We start from the raw sequence: 16242 nt of genomic DNA on the forward strand, positions 1-16242 counted from the left end.
AAACCCATGGCCATGGTTCCGAGCAGACCTTAAGCCCCCGACCCCCGGTTGTTCGCCCCCTCGAACAACTCGTCCTGGTCACGGTCTTGTCCGGACCGCGGTTCAGAGGCTAGCTTCTCCGTATGTAGAAAGCGCTTGCTGTGACGTTCACCAGTCAACGGCCCGTTCACCGGGCCGCCTGTGAAGGGTGGGGCGTACGCGGCGCGACGACCGCGTACGAAGGGAACGACGTGACACGCAAGACGGTGCGAATCGCCATGAACGGCGTGACCGGGCGCATGGGCTACCGCCAGCACCTGGTCCGCTCCATCCTCGCCCTCCGCGAACAGGGCGGCCTCGACCTCGGCGACGGCACCGTGCTGTGGCCCGAGCCGATCCTGGTCGGCCGCCGTGAGCACGCGCTGAAGGCGATGGCCGAGCAGCACGGGCTGGAGCACTGGTCGACGGACGTGGACGCGGTCCTCGCCGACGAGGCGGTGGACATCTACTTCGACGCCCAGGTCACCTCCGCCCGCGAGGAGGCGCTGAAGAAGGCCATCGCGGCCGGCAAGCACATCTACACCGAGAAGCCCACCGCCACCGGCCTCGACGGCGCCCTGGACCTCGCCCGGCTGGCGAACGAGGCCGGCATCAAGCACGGCGTCGTCCAGGACAAGCTCTTCCTCCCCGGCCTGCTGAAGCTGAAGCGCCTCATCGACGGCGGATTCTTCGGCCGGATCCTCTCCGTGCGCGGCGAGTTCGGCTACTGGGTCTTCGAAGGCGACTGGCAGACCGCCCAGCGCCCCTCCTGGAACTACCGCGCCGAGGACGGCGGCGGCATCGTCGTCGACATGTTCCCGCACTGGGAGTACGTGCTGCACGAGCTGTTCGGCCGTGTGAAGTCCGTCCAGGCGCTCACCGCCACGCACATCCCTCAGCGCTGGGACGAGAACGACAAGCCGTACGACGCGACGGCCGACGACGCCGCGTACGGCATCTTCGAGCTGGAGGGCGGCGCGATCGCCCAGATCAACTCCTCCTGGGCCGTCCGCGTCAACCGCGACGAGCTCGTGGAGTTCCAGGTGGACGGCACGGAGGGGTCCGCGGTGGCGGGCCTGCGCAACTGCCGCGTCCAGCACCGCAGCGCCACCCCCAAGCCGGTCTGGAACCCGGACATCCCCGCCACCGAGGTCTTCCGCGACCAATGGCAGGAGGTCCCGGACAACACCGAGTTCGACAACGGCTTCAAGGCCCAGTGGGAGCTGTTCCTGCGGCACGTCTACGCCGACGCCCCCTACCACTGGGACCTGCTGGCCGGTGCCCGCGGTGTGCAGCTCGCCGAGCTGGGCCTGCGGTCCTCGGCCGAGGGCCGCCGTCTCGACGTGCCGGAGATCTCGCTGTGACGATCCGACTGCCCGGCGCCGACGGGGCGTTGCGGACCTACGAGCCGCGCACCGAGCCCCTGGCCGTGACCCCCGGCACCCCCTTCACCTCCCGCACGGTCTTCTCGGCGGCGCACGTCGTCGCCGACCCGTTCGCGGACGTCTCCCCCGACTCGCCCGCCGCGGTCGACTGGGACGCCACCCTCGCCTTCCGCCGCCACCTGTGGTCGCACGGGCTGGGGGTCGCCGAGGCCATGGACACCGCCCAGCGCGGGATGGGCCTGGACTGGACGGGCGCGGCGGAACTGATCCGCCGGTCGGCGGCCGAGGCCAAGGCGGTCGGCGGCCGCATCGCCTGCGGTGTGGGCACCGACCAGATCGCCTCCGGGTCGCTCGCGGAGGTCCGCGCGGCCTACGAGGAGCAGCTCGCCCTCGTCGAGGAGTCCGGCGCGCAGGCCATCCTGATGGCGTCCCGGGCGCTCGCGGCGGCGGCCTCCGGGCCGGAGGACTACCTGGAGGTCTACGGCCACCTGCTGCGCCAGTCGGCCGAGCCGGTGGTCCTGCACTGGCTGGGCCCGATGTTCGACCCGGCACTGGAGGGCTACTGGGGGTCGGGCGACCTGGACGCGGCGACGGACACGTTCCTGGACGTGATCGCCGCCCACCCCGACAAGGTCGACGGCATCAAGGTCTCGCTGCTGGACGCCCGGCGCGAGATCGACATCCGCCGCCGGCTCCCGCGGGGCGTGCGCTGCTACACGGGCGACGACTTCAACTACCCCGAGCTGATCGCGGGCGACGAGCAGGGCTTCAGCCACGCGCTGCTCGGCATCTTCGACCCGCTGGGCCCGCTGGCGGCACAGGCGGTCCGGGTCCTGGACACGGGCGATGTGCAGGGCTTCCGCGAGTTGCTCGACCCCACGGTCGGGCTGTCCCGGCACCTGTTCCAGACCCCGACCCGCTTCTACAAGACGGGCGTGGTCTTCCTGGCCTGGCTCGCGGGCCACCAGTCGCACTTCACGATGGTCGGCGGGCTCCAGTCGGCCCGCTCGCTGCCCCACTTCGCGACGGCGTACGAACTGGCCGACGGGCTCGGGCTGTTCCCCGACCCGAAGCTGGCGGAGGAACGGATGAAGACGCTGCTGAGCGTGTACGGGGTGAACCAGTGAGCGGGGCGCCGGCACGCTTCTCCATCAACCAGATGACGGTGAAGCAGCTGTCCATGCCGGAACTGGTGGACGGCTGCGCCCGGCTGGGCATCCGCAACGTGGGGCTGTGGCGCGAGCCGGTGCAGACGTACGGCCTGGAGGCCACGGCCAAGCTGGTCCGTGACGCCGGGCTGACGGTGACGACGTTGTGCCGGGGCGGCTTCTTCACGGCGATCGACCCGCGGGAGCGGGCGGAGGCCCTGGCCGACAACCGCCGCGCGATCGACGAGGCGGCGGCGCTGGGCACGGACACACTGGTCCTGGTCTCGGGCGGCCTGCCCGCGGGCTCGAAGGACCTGCACGGCGCCCGCGAGCGCATCGCTGACGCCCTGTCGGAACTGGGCCCGTACGCGGAGCGGCACGGCGTCCGCCTGGCCATCGAGCCGCTCCACCCCATGTACGCCTCGGACCGCTGCGTGGTGTCGACCCTGGCCCAGGCGCTGGATCTCGCCGAACGCTTCCCGGCGCACCAGGTGGGCGTCACGGTCGACACGTACCACATCTGGTGGGACGACACGGCCCCCGCGCAGATCGCCCGGGCGGGCGCGGGCGGCCGCATCCACACCTTCCAGCTCGCCGACTGGACGACTCCTCTGCCCGAGGGCGTCCTCACCGGCCGCGGCCAGATCGGCGACGGGTCGATCGACATGCGGGAGTGGCAGGGTCACGTGGAGGCGGCCGGCTACACCGGCGCCATCGAGGTGGAGCTGTTCAACGACGGCCTCTGGGCACGGGACGGCCAGGAGGTCCTGGCGGAGACGGCTGCGAGGTTCGCCGAACACACCCGGTGACCCCGTACCCGACCCACGCTCGCTGCCCTGCTCCCCTACCGGGGGGCGGGGCAGCGGCGCGTCGGGGCCGCCCGTGCCGCCCGGATGCACCCGCCTCCCGGGCGTGACACGCTTTTCTCAAGGACTCGGCCGGTCGTGGTGCTCTCTCTTCCCTCGCTTCCCGACGCGGAGAGCAGCCATGACTGACATCCTCGTGAACCGGCCGAGTCCGGCGACCACTCCAGCCTGCCGTCGCTGTCCTGTCCGAGTCCCCGGCCCTGTCAAGGCCGCTCGGAGAGCCAGGGGTCACTCGGCGACCAGGTGCGGGTCAGCACGGCGCGTCCTGGCAGCGGCAGTCGGGTCCGGTGCCGCCGCGGGGGCGGTGCGTCGTGGTGTCAGGGACGTCAGCCCCACCCCGCCCACCAGCAGCGCCGCCGCGCACCACTGCAGCGGGCTCACCGGCTCGCCCAGGAACAGGAACGAGGACATGCCGAAGACCGGGACCAGGAGGGAGAACGGCGCCACCGTGGAGGCGGGGTGGTGGCGCAGGAGGAAGCCCCAGGCGCCGAAGCCGAAGACCATGGTGATCCAGGCGACGTAGAGGACCGTGCCCGTGCCCTGCCAGTCCAGGGTGCGCAGAGCCGCCAGGTCGCGCGAGGGCCCCTCCGTGAGGAGGGAGAGGGCCAGCAGGGGGAGGACCGGGACCGTGCTGACCCAGACCATGAAGTTCAGCGCGTCGGTCGGGGCCGCCTTGCTGAGGAGGCCGAACTTCGCCACACCGAGGACCAGGCCGACCGCCACGATCCACTTCCAGGCCACCTTCGGGCGGCCCACGAAGAACACCGCCGGGAGCGCCGCCGCCAGGAAGCGCAGGGCGGAGAAGAGCAGGGGCGGGAAGTGGTCGAGGCCGATCTCCATGACCGTGAAGTTGACGCCCCAAACGGCGGCGACCAGGACGGCCAGAGCGAGGTGTGGCGGGCGCATGCGGTGAGCATCGCGCCCGGCGACCATGAAGCACCAGCGACGATTGCTGCATGGTTGGATGAAGCATCGCTCAGCAGAAAGAAGCTCCCCATGCTCGACCTCCAGCGGCTGCGCGCCCTGCACGCGGTCTCCGTGCACGGCACCGTCGGCGCCGCCGCGCTCGCGCTCGGGTACACGCCCTCCGCGGTGTCCCAGCAGATCGCCAAGCTGGAGCGGGAGACCCGGACCGTTCTGCTGGAGCGGGAGGGGCGGGGTGTGCGGCTCACCGACGAGGCGCGTCAACTGGCGTCGGTCGCTCAGGAGTTGCTGGCGATCGTGGAGCGCGCGGAGACCGAGCTGGAGGAGCGGCGGGGGCTGCCGGCGGGGCGGCTGACCGTCGCCGCGTTCGCGTCGGCGGCACGCGGGCTGATGCCGGGCGTTCTGGCCGAGCTGGGCCGCAGGCACCCCGGCCTGGACGCCCGGCTCTCGGAGGTCGACCCGCACCTGTCCGTCGACCTGGTGGCGAAGGGCGCCGTCGACCTCGCCGTCGCGCACGACTGGGACATCGCGCCGCTGCCCGCCCCGCCGGGCCTGGAGCAGGCGGTCATCGGGGACGACCTGTGCGATCTGCTCGTCCCCGAGGGGCATCCGTTCGCCGGGCGGGCCGCCGTGCGGCGGGAGGAGCTGGGCGGCGAGCGGTGGATCTGCCAGCCGCCTGGGCGGGTCTGCCACGACTGGCTGCTGCGGACGCTGCGCACGGCCGGGCACGAGCCGGACATCGTCCACCAGGCCGACGAGAACCCCACCCTCGTGGCCCTGGTCGCGGCCGGGCTCGGTGTCGCGCTCATCCCGCGGCTGGGGCGCGGGCCGCTGCCCGCCGGGGTGGTGGAGGTGCCGCTCGATCCGATGCCGGTGCGGCGGCTGTACGCGCTGTGGCGGACGGGGGCGGCCCGGCGTCCGGCCATCGCGGAAACCGTACGGGTGCTCGGTGAGCAGTGGCCGGGAGTGGCGGCTCATCCGCCCCGTTGAGCCCCTGGTTCACCCCGCGTACCGACTTGCGGGAATCCGGGCCGCGTCGGGAACCCGGGGCGGACCGTCCCCGTCCAACCGCAGGCCGCCGGAGAGTCACCACGGTGCGGTGTCGGCCCTCGCCACTGGCTGCGATCGCTGACCACCCTCTCCGCCGTACCGCGGCCGGCGGCACCGCCGCCATCGGCGCGCCCCCCTCCAACCGCGCCGGTGGCGGCCCCTTCGCGGTTGCTGCGCGTTCCCTTGACTGGCAGAAACTTCCCGGATATTGGTGACTTCTTGGAAGTTTCCTTCAGCGGATCCGAGCGGATCACCTCCCAAAGGAGCGCACGTGCACGACACCGGCACGGGAAACACGGCACAGCCCTCCAGACGTACCGTCCTCGCCGCCACGGCCGGCGTCACCGCCGCCCTCGCGGCCGCCGGGCCCGCGCACGCCGCCGCCCCGGACGACAGCCGGCTGCGCGCCCTCATCTCCCGCATGACGCTTCAGGAGAAGGTCGGGCAGCTCTTCGTGATGCGGGTCTACGGCCACTCCGCCACCGCCCCCGACCAGGCCGACATCGACGCCAACCTCAAGGAGATCGGGGTCCGTACGGCCGCCGAGCTGGTGGCGAAGTACCGGGTCGGCGGCATCATCTACTTCGCCTGGGCGCACAACACCCGCGAGCCGCACCAGATCGCCGATCTGTCCAACGGCATCCAGAAGGCCTCCCTGGAGCTGCCGCGCGGGCTGCCCGTGCTCATCTCCACCGACCAGGAGCACGGGATCGTGGCCCGGGTGGGCAGGCCCGCGACGCTCTTCCCGGGGGCCATGGCCGTCGGCGCGGGCGGGTCACGGTCCGACGCGCGCACGCTGGGGCGCATCGCCGGGCGCGAGTTGCGGGCCATGGGCATCCGGCAGGACTACTCCCCCGTGGCCGACGTGAACGTCAACCCGGCCAACCCGGTCATCGGCGTACGGTCCTTCGGCGCCGACCCGCGGGCCGTGTCCGCGCTGGTGGCCGCCGAGGTCGCCGGGTACCAGGGGTCCGGTGTCGCCGCGACCGCCAAGCACTTCCCCGGGCACGGGGACACCAACGTCGACAGCCACACCGGCTTCCCCACCATCACGCACAGCCGGGAGCTGTGGGAGAAGCTGGACGCACCGCCGTTCCGGGCGGCGATCGCCGCGGGCATCGACTCGATCATGACCGCGCATCTGATGGTCCCGGCCCTCGACGGCTCGGGCGACCCGGCCACCCTCTCCCGCCCGATCCTCACCGGCATCCTGCGCGAACGGCTCGGCTACGACGGGGTCGTGGTCACCGACTCCCTCGGCATGGCGGGCGTGCGGAGCAAGTACGGCGACGCCCGGGTGCCGGTGCTCGCGCTGAAGGCGGGCGTGGACCAGTTGCTCAACCCGCCCGATCTGGACCTCGCCTGGAACGCCGTGCTGACCGCCGTGCGCGAGGGCGAGCTCACCGAGGCCCGGCTCGACGAATCGATCCTGCGGGTGCTGCGGCTGAAGTCCAAGCTGGGGCTGTTCCGCTCCCCGTACGTCAGTCAGTCCGGCGTGGACCGGGCCGTCGGCACCCGGGCGCATCTGGCGGCGGCCGACCGGATCGCCGAGCGCACGACCACACTGCTCGTCAACGAGCGGCGGCTGCTGCCCCTGTCGCGGCGCCGGTACCCCAAGGTGCTGGTGGTCGGGGCGGATCCGGCCTCGCCGTCGGGCACGACGGGGCCGCCCACGGGCGTGCTCGCCGGCGCGCTGACCGAACTGGGCTTCACCGCCACCGCCCTGTCCACCGGCACCGCCCCCTCCGCGGCGGCCATCGCGAAGGCGGTCGCGGCGGCGCGGGACGCGGACGCGGTGGTGGCCGCCACGTACAACGTCACGGCGAACAGCAGCCAGAAGGCGCTGGTGGAGCAGCTCGTGGCGACCGGGAGGCCGGTCGTGGCGGTGGCGATCCGCAACCCGTACGACGTGGCCCAGCTGCCGTCCGTGCCGGCCGTTCTGGCCGCCTACTCCTGGACCGACGTCGAACTGCGGGCCGCCGCACGGGTGATCGCCGGGCGGGTGAAGCCGCGCGGGAAGCTGCCGGTGCCGGTGCAGCGGGCGGATGATCCGGAGCAGGTGCTGTACCCCATCGGGTACGGGCTGTCGTACTAGACGTACGCCACGGACCGGGCGCACCACCCCCAACGTGCGCAAACCGTCCCATGTGCCTGGCGTGCGCCCGCTACGGCGGGTCACGCTGGGCGGGCACACTCGGGGGGTCGGCGATGCGTGAGAGAAGTGGTGTGGGGGTCGTCGGGGGGTTGCTGGTGCTGCTCGGCGCGCTGCTGACCGGGTGCCAGAGCCCGTCCGGAGGCGTGGCGGAGGACGGCCGGCTGGGCGATCCCGCGACCGGGAGGACCGCCACGGTGTCGCCGGTACCGACCCGGCCGTCCGGGTACGGGGCGGTGTTCCTCGCGATCGGCGAGTGCAGTTCGTTCGGTACGACGAGCTTCACCGAGGTGCCGTGCGCCGGTGAGCGGGCGGCGGCCCGGGTCGTGGCGCGGCACGACGGCACGGTGCGGGACGGGCCGCGCTGCCCGGCGACCACCGATTTCGTGCTGCACATCAGCGAGCAGCGGCCCGCGTCCGACGAGGACGGCGACGGGACGGTGCCGCGGGGCTACGCCTGTATGCGCAACCTCCAGCCGCCGCACCCCGGCGACCCGGGCGGCGGGGGCGGGCCCCGCACGATCGTGGGTGACTGCGTCTACAGCTCCGGCGACGGGCAGGTCCGCGAGACCGCCTGCGACGGCGAGGACGAGCGGCGGCCGCAGTACAAGGTGGTCCGGGCGGTCGCCGAGCGGGCCGAGTGCCCCGCCTCGACCGCCCTGTACGTCCGGCTCGGCGGCGACCGGCCCGTGGGGTGCGCCCGGCCGCTGTGAGACGGCCGGGCGCGACAGCGACGTGCCTTACGGGCGCAGCGTCATCTCACGCTGCATGTCCCGCTTGTCGAGCTTGGCGTCGAACTTCGCCAGCGGCTTGGCCGCCTGCGGGTCGGCCTGCACCGAGCTGGGTGCGACACCGGCCCAGTCGAGGATGCGGGCGGTGGCCAGGGCCTTCTGCTCGGGCACGAGGCCCGCGACGTTGGCGCCGTGGTTCATGCCGGGGGCGGTCATGACGTAGGAGTCCTTCGCGCCCTTGCCGACGCGGAAGGGCTCCGCGCCCCACGGGTCGTTCTCGCCGTAGACGAACAGCATCTGCCGGGCGTTGTGGCGGACCCAGGTGTCCACGTCCCGCATCGCCGACGGCTGGAACTTCATGGGGATGTCCCGGGGGACGAAGTTGCGCGGCGGCTGGTAGCCGTAGCGGATGTACTGCTTCTCGATGTGCGGGAAGCGGATGGTCGGCGCGCCGAGCTGGGTGCCGGCCTGGTAGTAGTACGGCGTGTAGGTCGTCAGGCCCTGGTCGGCGTAGGCGGAGAAGCCGGAGATCGTGTCGACGGAGGTCCAGATCTCGTCGTCGGTGGCGTTCTTCGCGTCGGCCGGGATCTGGTCGCAGTCCTTGAGCAGGCTGTACTGCCAGAAGCCCCACACGTAGTCGAGGACGGTCGCCTCGAACGCCTTGTCCAGGCTGCCGATGGTGTCGAAGGTGAGGCCGTTGTCCTGCGCGTAGGCCGCGTACTTCTTCTCCAGCGGCTCGCGACGCACCAGCGCCTCGCGCTGCACGCCGTTCAGCCGGGCGCGGCACTCCTCGGTGCCCACGCGCGCGAAGAAGCGGTCGTAGGCCGAGTCCTCCTTGTTCACCACGTCGTTGGGGGCGACGTAGGCGACCACGCCGTCCATGTCACGCGGGTAGAAGCGCTCGTAGTAGGTGGCGGTCATGCCGCCCTTCGAACCGCCCGTGGAGATCCACTTCTTGCTGTAGATGCCCTTCAGCGCCTTGAAGACGCGGTGCTGGTCACTGGCCGCCTGCCAGATGTCCAGCTTGGACCAGTCGGCCGGGGCGGGCCGGGACGGGGTGAAGAAGCGGTATTCCAGGGAGACCTGGTTGCCGTCCACGATCTGGGTGGGCTCGCTGCGGCGGGGCGTCGTGGAGACGTTGTAGCCGCTGGTGAAGAACACCGTCGGGCGCGAGACGTCCTTGTGCAGCACCGTGATGCGCTGCTGGAACGTGCCCTTCGACGGCTTGTGGTGGTCGACCGGCTGCGTGTAGTTCAGGACGAAGAAGCGGTAGCCGGTGTACGGCTTCTCCTCCACCAGGCTCATGCCCGGTATGGAGAGCAGCCTCTCCTTGATGTCGGTGGTGCCGGCGGCGTCGGCGGCGGTGGCCGCTCCCGCCGTGCCCAGTGTGCCTATGAGCACCGTGAGCGCCAGCAGCCATCTGAGCGCCTTGCGCATGCGCACTCCCCTGTGAGACAGATGTGCGCCGGAAGCTAGCGGACCAACTCACCGGAGCACCAGGGGACATAGGGAAAACCCTGTGCGCGGGGGGGGGCGTGTCGCGGGGTGCCGGGCGTCAGCAGAGAATCCAGCCGGAGCTGAACTTCCCCCTGCCGACCTGGCCCTTGAGCCAGACGCAGCGGCGCCCGGCGTGCACGGTCACCGGGCCCGCGTGGTGGGCGTACTTGCCCGCGTCGACGACCGGCCGGTTGCCGCGGGCCTGCACGCTCACCGACATCGTGCGCTTCGTGCCGGGCTTCTTGGTGAGGGTGACGGCGCAGACGTAGCCGCCGCGTTTGTAGACGAGCACGGTCCCGGTGGAGAACGGCAGGGTGCGGACCTTGCGCCCGGGGCAGAGCGCGGTGGCGGCGGCCTGTGCCTCGCCCGGCGCCGCGACGGCGAGCAGCCCGGAGGCGGTCAGCACGGCCAGCCCGAGCGCGAGCCGCCGGCGTATCGCTCCACTGTCCACTGTCGTCCTCCCGTACCGCATCGTCCGCGACCATCGGCGTACGCCAGTACGGACGCATGACGTATGTCGGACGGTTGCGCGAGCGTCACAAACCCACGTCAGCGGGGTGCCCCGACCGGCTCCTCCGGCTCGGCGGCGCCGATGAACGTGCGCCACAGCTCGGCGTACCGGCCGTCGCGTGCGAGCAGCTCCTCGTGCGTGCCGTCCTCGGCGACCCGGCCGTGGTCCATGACGACGACTCGGTCGGCGCGGGCGGCGGTGGTGAGGCGGTGGGCGACGACCAGGGTCGTGCGGCGGCCCGCGAGGCGGTCGGTGGCCTGGTTGACCTGGGCCTCGGTGGCCAGGTCCAGGGCCGCTGTGGCCTCGTCGAGCAGCAGGACGTCCGGGTCGACCAGCTCGGCGCGGGCCAGCGCGATCAGCTGGCGCTGCCCGGCGGACAGGTTGCGGCCGCGCTCGGCGACCTCGTGGAGGTAGCCGCCCTCCAGGGTGGCGATCATGTCGTGCGCGCCGACCGCACGGGCCGCCGCCTCGACCTCGGCGTCGGTGGCGTCGGGGCGGCCGTAGGCGATGGCGTCGCGGACGGTGCCCTGGAAGAGGTACGCCTCCTGCGGGACGACCCCCAGGCGGTGCCGGTACGAGGTGAGGTCCAGGTCCCGCAGATCGGTGCCGTCGACGGTGACCCGGCCCCCGGTCGGGTCGTAGAAGCGGGCCACGAGCTTGACGAGGGTCGACTTGCCCGCGCCGGTCTCACCGACGAAGGCGACGGTCTGCCCGGCGGGGATGCGCAGGTCGACACCGACGAGGGCCGCTTCGTCGTCCCCGTACGCGAAGTGCACGTCCTCGAAGGCGATGTCGCCGCGCAGGGAGCGGACTTCGAGGGGTTCGTCGGCGGACTTCGTCGACGTCGGCTCCCGGAGCAGTTCCTGGATACGGCCGAGCGAGACCGTGGCCTGCTGGTAGCCGTCGAAGACCTGGGACAGCTGCTGCACGGGCGCGAAGAACAGGTCGATGTAGAGCAGGTACGCCACCAGCGAGCCGATCGCGAGCGTCCCGTCGTCGACCCGGGCGCCGCCCACGATCAGCACGGCCGCCGCGGCCACCGACGACAGGAACTGCACGAACGGGAAGTAGACCGAGATCAGCCACTGGCCCCGGATGCGCGCCCGGCGATAGTCGGCGCTGCGCTCCGCGAACCGCCGCCCGCCGTCCCGCTCGCGCCGGAAGGCCTGCACGATCCGCAGCCCGGACACCGACTCCTGCAGGTCGGCGTTGACCACCGACACGCGTTCACGGGCCAGTTCGTACGCCTTCACGCTCGCCCGGCGGAAGAAGAACGTGGCGACGATCAGCGGCGGCAGCGTCGCGAAGACGACCAGCGCGAGCTCCACGTCGATCACCAGCAGGGCGATCATGATGCCGAAGAAGGTGACGACCGAGACGAAGGCCGTGACCAGGCCCGTCTGGAGGAACGTCGACAGCGCGTCGACGTCGGTCGTCATCCGGGTCATGATCCGGCCGGTCAGCTCCCGCTCGTAGTAGTCGAGTCCGAGGCGCTGCAACTGGGAGAAGATCTTCAGCCGGAGCGAGTACAGGACCCGCTCGCCGGTCCGCCCGGTCCTCCGGATCTCGCCGATCTGGGCCGCCCACTGCACCGCGACCGTCAGCAGCCCCAGCAGGGCCGCCGCCCACACGGCGCCGAGCGCGGCCTGGGTGACGCCCGAGTCGATGCCGTGCCGGATCAGCACCGGCAGAAGCAGGCCCATGCCCGCGTCGGTGGCGACCAGGGCGAGGCTGACCAGCAGCGGCAGCCCGAAGCCGCGCAGCAGCCGGCGCAGGCCGTAGGACTCCTCCGGCTGGACGGCCTTCGACTCGTCGATGTCCGGGACGTCGGTGGCCGGGGGCAGCGCCTCGACCTGGGCGAGGAGCTCGGGTGTGGCGGGGCTCTCGGCGAGGGCGGTGTCCTTGCGCTCGCGGTCGCCGCTCCACAGCCGCGGGGTGACCCCGCGCTCGGCGTCGAACTCGGCGTCCAGCTCGTCGCGTACGGAGGTGTCCTCCCTGGGGCAGGCCGGCTGGGTGTGCCCCGGGGAGACCGCGCCCAGCTCGTCCGGATCGGTGAGCAGGCGCCGGTAGAGGGCGGACCGCTCCTGGAGTTCCTCGTGGGTGCCGAGGTCGGCGAGCCGGCCGCCGTCCAGCACGGCGATGCGGTCGGCGAGGTTCAGGGTGGAGCGGCGGTGGGCGATCAGCAGGGTCGTACGGCCCCGCATGACCCCCTTCAGGGCCTCGTGGATCTCGTGCTCGACCCTCGCGTCCACGGCGGAGGTGGCGTCGTCCAGGACCAGCAGGCGCGGGTCGCTGAGGATGGCGCGGGCGAGGGCGACGCGCTGGCGCTGCCCGCCGGAGAGGGTGAGACCGTGCTCGCCGACGGTGGTGTCGTAGCCCTCGGGCAGTTCCCTGATGAACCGGTCCGCCTGGGCGGCGCGGGCCGCCTTCTCGATCTCCTCCTGGGTCGCGTCCGGGCGGCCGTAGGCGATGTTGTTGCGGACGGTGTCGGAGAAGAGGAACGAGTCCTCGGGGACGAGGCCGATCGCGGCGCGCAGCGACTCGGTGGTCAGCTCGCGCACGTCGTGGCCGCCGACCAGGACGGCCCCGCGCGTGACGTCGTAGAAGCGCGGCAGGAGGAGGGACACGGTGGACTTGCCGGAGCCGGAGGAACCGACGACGGCGAGGGTCTCGCCGGGACGGATCTCGAAGGACAGGCCGTCGAGGACATGGCGGTCGTCGTCGTAGCCGAAGGAGACGTCGTCGAACTCGACCGTCGCGGGGGCGTCGGCGGGCAGGTCCTTGTGGCCGTCCTCGATCGACGGCTCGGTGTCGATCAGCTCCAGGACACGCTCGGTGCCGGCGCGGGCCTGCTGGCCGACGGTGAGCACCACGGCGAGCATGCGGACCGGGCCGACCAGCTGGGCGAGGTAGGTGGAGAACGCGACGAACGTGCCGAGCGTGATGTGCCCGCGCACCGCCAGCCAGCCGCCGAGCGCCAGCATCGCGACCTGACCGAGTGCGGGGACGGCTTGCAGGGCGGGGGTGTAGACCGAGTTCAGGCGGACGGTGCGCAGACGGCCCGCGAACAGCCGGCGGCCGACCTCCCTGAGCTTGCCGGTCTCCTGCTCCTCCTGCCCGAAGCCCTTCACCACGCGTACGCCGCTGACGGCGCCGTCGACCACGCCCGCGACGGCCGCGGCCTGGGCCTGGGCGTACCAGGTGGAGGGGTGCAGCCGGGTGCGGCTGCGCTTGGCGATCCACCAGATGGCGGGCGCCACCGCCAGGGCGACCAGGGTCAGCGGCACGGACAGCCAGGCCATGATCACCAGGGAGATCAGGAAGAGCATGAAGTTCCCGATGGTCATCGGGAGCATGAAGAGCAGGCCCTGGATCAGCTGGAGGTCGCTGGTGGCGCGGCCGACGACCTGGCCGGTGGACAGCTCGTCCTGGCGGCGGCCGTCGAGGCGGGTGATCGTGCCGTACATCTCCGTCCGCAGGTCGTGCTGGACGTCGAGGGCGAGGCGGCCGCCGTAGTAGCGGCGGACGTAGGTCAGGACGTAGACGACCAGCGCGGCGGCGACGAGGAGCCCGGCCCAGGTGGTCATGTCCCTGGTGTGCTCGCTGATGACGTCGTCGATGATCACCTTGGTGATCAGCGGGACGAGGGCCATGACGGCCATACCGGCGAGCGAGGAGCCGAGGGCGAGTACGACGTCCTTCGGGTGGCGCCATGCGTAGGCCCACAGTCGTCGTGCCCATCCCCGTTTCGCTGTCACACCGGTGCCTTCCAGTCGTCCTGAGCTGCCGGAAGGCACCAACGCGATGGCGGGCCGATTTCATCCCGCCGTAACAGTTCTCTTCGTGGACGGGTGCGGCGCCGTCTCGGCTGGTCGCGCAGTTCCCCGCGCCCCTAGAAGAGAGGCGTTGTCCTTACCCGCAAGTAATAGAAGCGGGTCGTCTGTGCCGGGTTCTCGTTGTCGTCGCTGACCAGCAGGACCTTCAGGGCGTTCCTCGTCCGGCCCGTGATGGTCATGCCCTCGATGTTGTCCAGGAGGGGGTTCGGCTGGGGCTGTCCGGCCGTCGCTCCCAGGGGCGGGCAGGTGACGAGGTCCGCGAGCAGGGTCTTCTTCATGGGGCTCGTGGCCGTCGCGTGGCGGGGGTCGGCCAGGTAGAGGCGGACCGTGTTGCCCACGCCGGCCGTGAAGCCGCGTTCCAGGACCAGGAGGCGGCCGTCGGGGGTGGCCTGGATCTCGGGGACGCCGAGGCCGGGGTCCGTGCGGTAGGTGTACCGGTCCGCGAGCCGGAAGTGAGCCCCGCGGCGGGTCCAGGTCTGGAAGCGGACGGTGTCGGCGGGGTCGCCGGAGAGGGCGTACTCCATGGACGCGACCAGGGTGCGGCCACCGGGGAGCAGGGTGAGGCCCTCGAAGGTGCCGTTGGGCCGGCCGCGGCCCGCGGGGCTCACGCGCAGGTCGTCCGGGACGGGGAGGCGGTCGAGGATCTCGCCGGTGCGGGAGTAGCGGCGCACCGACGGCTCGGTCTCGGAGGTGACGAGGTACGTGCCGTCGCCGTCCACGACCAGGCCCTCGGAGTCGAGTGCGGCTCCGGTCTCGTCGGCGAGGGGGACCACGGACCGGGGCTTCAGGGTCCGCGCGTCCAGGCGGAACAGGGACGAGCGGTCCGAGAGGGCGGCCAAGGAGCCGTCCCGGTCGGCGGCCAGCGCGGAGAGGTTGCCGACGAAGGTGTCCTCGTAGGTCGTCTTGTCGAGCGCGTCGGAGAAGCGGTCGAGGGAGACGGACGGGGAGCAGCGGTGCGAGGGCTGCGCCTGGGCGGGGCCGGCGGCGGTCAGGCACGCGGCCGCCGCCAGGCCCGCCGTGAGGAGGGCGAGGTGGGTTCTCAGGGGCATGGGCGTCACCGTAGGACGGGCCGGTGACGCCGGGTAGGACGTGCGGTGAAGGCTCAGCTCGCCGCCAGGTCCTTGTGGATGACCTTGGCCACGGCCTGGATGGTGGTGATGCCGTAGTTCATCGTGCTGTTGCCGTGGGTCAGCACGGTCATCACGTAGTCGTGTCCGCCGCCCTTGAACGCGCCGACGCTGTGCACCCGCCACCCGTTCGTGGAGCGTTGCAGCCAGCCGTTCTTGACGGCCACGGTGACGCCTGAGGGCACTCCGTACGGGGTGCCCCAGCGCTGGGACGAGACGACCTGGCCCATCAGCTTGAGGATGTAGGCGCGCGAGTTGTCGCTCAGCACCGCGTTCTTGGCGGTGAGGAGTTTCAGCAGCTTCTGCTCGTCGGTGACGGTGATCTGCGTCAGGCCCCAGTAGCCGTTCGCGCCGGGCTTGGTCTGGGTCATGCCGGCGGCCGCGAGGAAGTTCTTGATCTTCGTCATGCCGAGCTGCTTCCACAGGGTGGAGGTCGCGGCATTGTCCGACTTGGTGATCATGGCCTTGGCGAGGGTGTTCTCGCGGTCGGTGAGATACCGGTTCGCCTTCTTCGCGTCCCACAGCAGGGTGGCGAGCACGGTGACCTTGACGACGCTGGCCGAGTCGTAGGCGGAGCTCGCGCGCAGGGTGCAGGTCGTGTTGGTGCTGCGGTCGTAGAGGCCGACGGCGACCGTGCCCTTGCGGGTGGCGAGCGCGGCGGTGATGTCCTTCTTCAGCTTGGCGGCGAGCCCGGCATTGGCGGACGTGCAGGTCACGGCCGGCGTGGCAGCGGCGGCGGGCGTGGCGGCGGCGACGAGCGGCACGAGCACGCCCGTACCGACGGCCGCCGCCAGCACTCTCGCGCGTCGGGATATCCCAGAAGTCATGCACCCCTTGACACCCGGACGCGGGCAAATGGTTGTAGCCGTGACGAAGGCTTGTACGAGTCGTTACCGGAAGCCGCCCGGTTCACAGGCGGCGGCCGGCTTCGGCACAGCGGCCTCCAACCGGGGCTCTCCACCATGCTGGGGTGACATCCGCCATCAAAACTTCCGGT

Annotated in this window: 12 protein-coding genes; 6 read left to right on the plus strand and 6 right to left on the minus strand. The window is 71.8% G+C overall.

What is annotated here, in order from left to right; genetic code table 11:
- The first annotated feature begins 230 nt into the window (after positions 1-230).
- Genes ACIRDU_RS05590 through ACIRDU_RS05600 form a run of 3 tightly spaced genes read left to right on the plus strand, consistent with a single transcriptional unit; the run spans position 231 to position 3360 of the window.
- Positions 231-1382, plus strand: a complete 1152-nt coding sequence (locus ACIRDU_RS05590) for a Gfo/Idh/MocA family protein (protein ID WP_403574805.1) — start codon at positions 231-233, stop codon at positions 1380-1382.
- Positions 1379-2530, plus strand: coding sequence for a dihydrodipicolinate synthase family protein (locus ACIRDU_RS05595; protein ID WP_403574808.1), 1152 nt, complete (start codon positions 1379-1381; stop codon positions 2528-2530). The genes ACIRDU_RS05590 and ACIRDU_RS05595 overlap by 4 nt, the downstream gene beginning before the upstream one ends.
- 32 nt (positions 2531-2562) lie before the next feature.
- Entirely contained in the window at positions 2563-3360 is a 798-nt protein-coding gene (locus tag ACIRDU_RS05600; RefSeq protein WP_403575172.1) for a sugar phosphate isomerase/epimerase family protein, read from the plus strand.
- A gap of 285 nt (positions 3361-3645) precedes the next feature.
- Here ACIRDU_RS05600 and ACIRDU_RS05605 read toward each other — a convergent pair whose 3' ends face one another.
- On the minus strand, positions 3646-4323 hold the full coding sequence (locus ACIRDU_RS05605) for an EamA family transporter (RefSeq protein ID WP_403574811.1): 678 nt from the start codon (positions 4321-4323) through the stop codon (positions 3646-3648).
- Positions 4324-4413: 90 nt separating this feature from the next.
- Here ACIRDU_RS05605 and ACIRDU_RS05610 point away from each other — a divergent pair, with 90 nt between their 5' ends.
- The 3 genes from ACIRDU_RS05610 (at position 4414) to ACIRDU_RS05620 (ending at position 8256) form a co-directional block, all read left to right on the plus strand.
- Positions 4414-5331 (plus strand): LysR family transcriptional regulator, encoded by a 918-nt coding sequence (locus ACIRDU_RS05610; RefSeq protein WP_403574813.1) that lies wholly within the window; start codon positions 4414-4416, stop codon positions 5329-5331.
- 331 nt (positions 5332-5662) lie between these two features.
- The gene (locus ACIRDU_RS05615) at positions 5663-7486 is read left to right on the plus strand and encodes a glycoside hydrolase family 3 protein (protein WP_403574815.1); all 1824 of its coding nucleotides are present in this window, start codon (positions 5663-5665) and stop codon (positions 7484-7486) included.
- 113 nt (positions 7487-7599) lie between these two features.
- Positions 7600-8256 (plus strand): hypothetical protein, encoded by a 657-nt coding sequence (locus tag ACIRDU_RS05620; protein WP_403574818.1) that lies wholly within the window; start codon positions 7600-7602, stop codon positions 8254-8256.
- Positions 8257-8283: 27 nt separating this feature from the next.
- Here ACIRDU_RS05620 and ACIRDU_RS05625 read toward each other — a convergent pair whose 3' ends face one another.
- The 5 genes from ACIRDU_RS05625 to ACIRDU_RS05645 all read right to left on the minus strand — a co-directional run bounded on the left by ACIRDU_RS05625 (position 8284) and on the right by ACIRDU_RS05645 (position 16072).
- Positions 8284-9711 carry a S28 family serine protease gene (locus tag ACIRDU_RS05625; protein WP_403574821.1) on the minus strand — a complete coding sequence of 476 codons (1428 nt, stop codon included), beginning with the start codon at positions 9709-9711 and terminating at the stop codon, positions 8284-8286.
- A 118-nt stretch (positions 9712-9829) separates the two neighbouring features.
- Positions 9830-10222, minus strand: coding sequence for a hypothetical protein (locus ACIRDU_RS05630; protein ID WP_403574823.1), 393 nt, complete (start codon positions 10220-10222; stop codon positions 9830-9832).
- 98 nt (positions 10223-10320) lie between these two features.
- Positions 10321-14040: an ABC transporter ATP-binding protein gene (locus tag ACIRDU_RS05635; RefSeq protein ID WP_403574826.1), complete on the minus strand. Its 3720-nt coding sequence runs from the start codon at positions 14038-14040 to the stop codon at positions 10321-10323.
- Positions 14041-14174: 134 nt separating this feature from the next.
- Positions 14175-15167, minus strand: coding sequence for an esterase-like activity of phytase family protein (locus ACIRDU_RS05640; protein WP_403574829.1), 993 nt, complete (start codon positions 15165-15167; stop codon positions 14175-14177).
- A 53-nt stretch (positions 15168-15220) separates the two neighbouring features.
- Positions 15221-16072 (minus strand): serine hydrolase, encoded by an 852-nt coding sequence (locus tag ACIRDU_RS05645; RefSeq protein WP_403574832.1) that lies wholly within the window; start codon positions 16070-16072, stop codon positions 15221-15223.
- Positions 16073-16242 lie beyond the last annotated feature (170 nt).

This window comes from Streptomyces sp. NPDC093598, assembly GCF_044764825.1.
Taxonomy (GTDB): Bacteria; Actinomycetota; Actinomycetes; order Streptomycetales; family Streptomycetaceae; genus Streptomyces.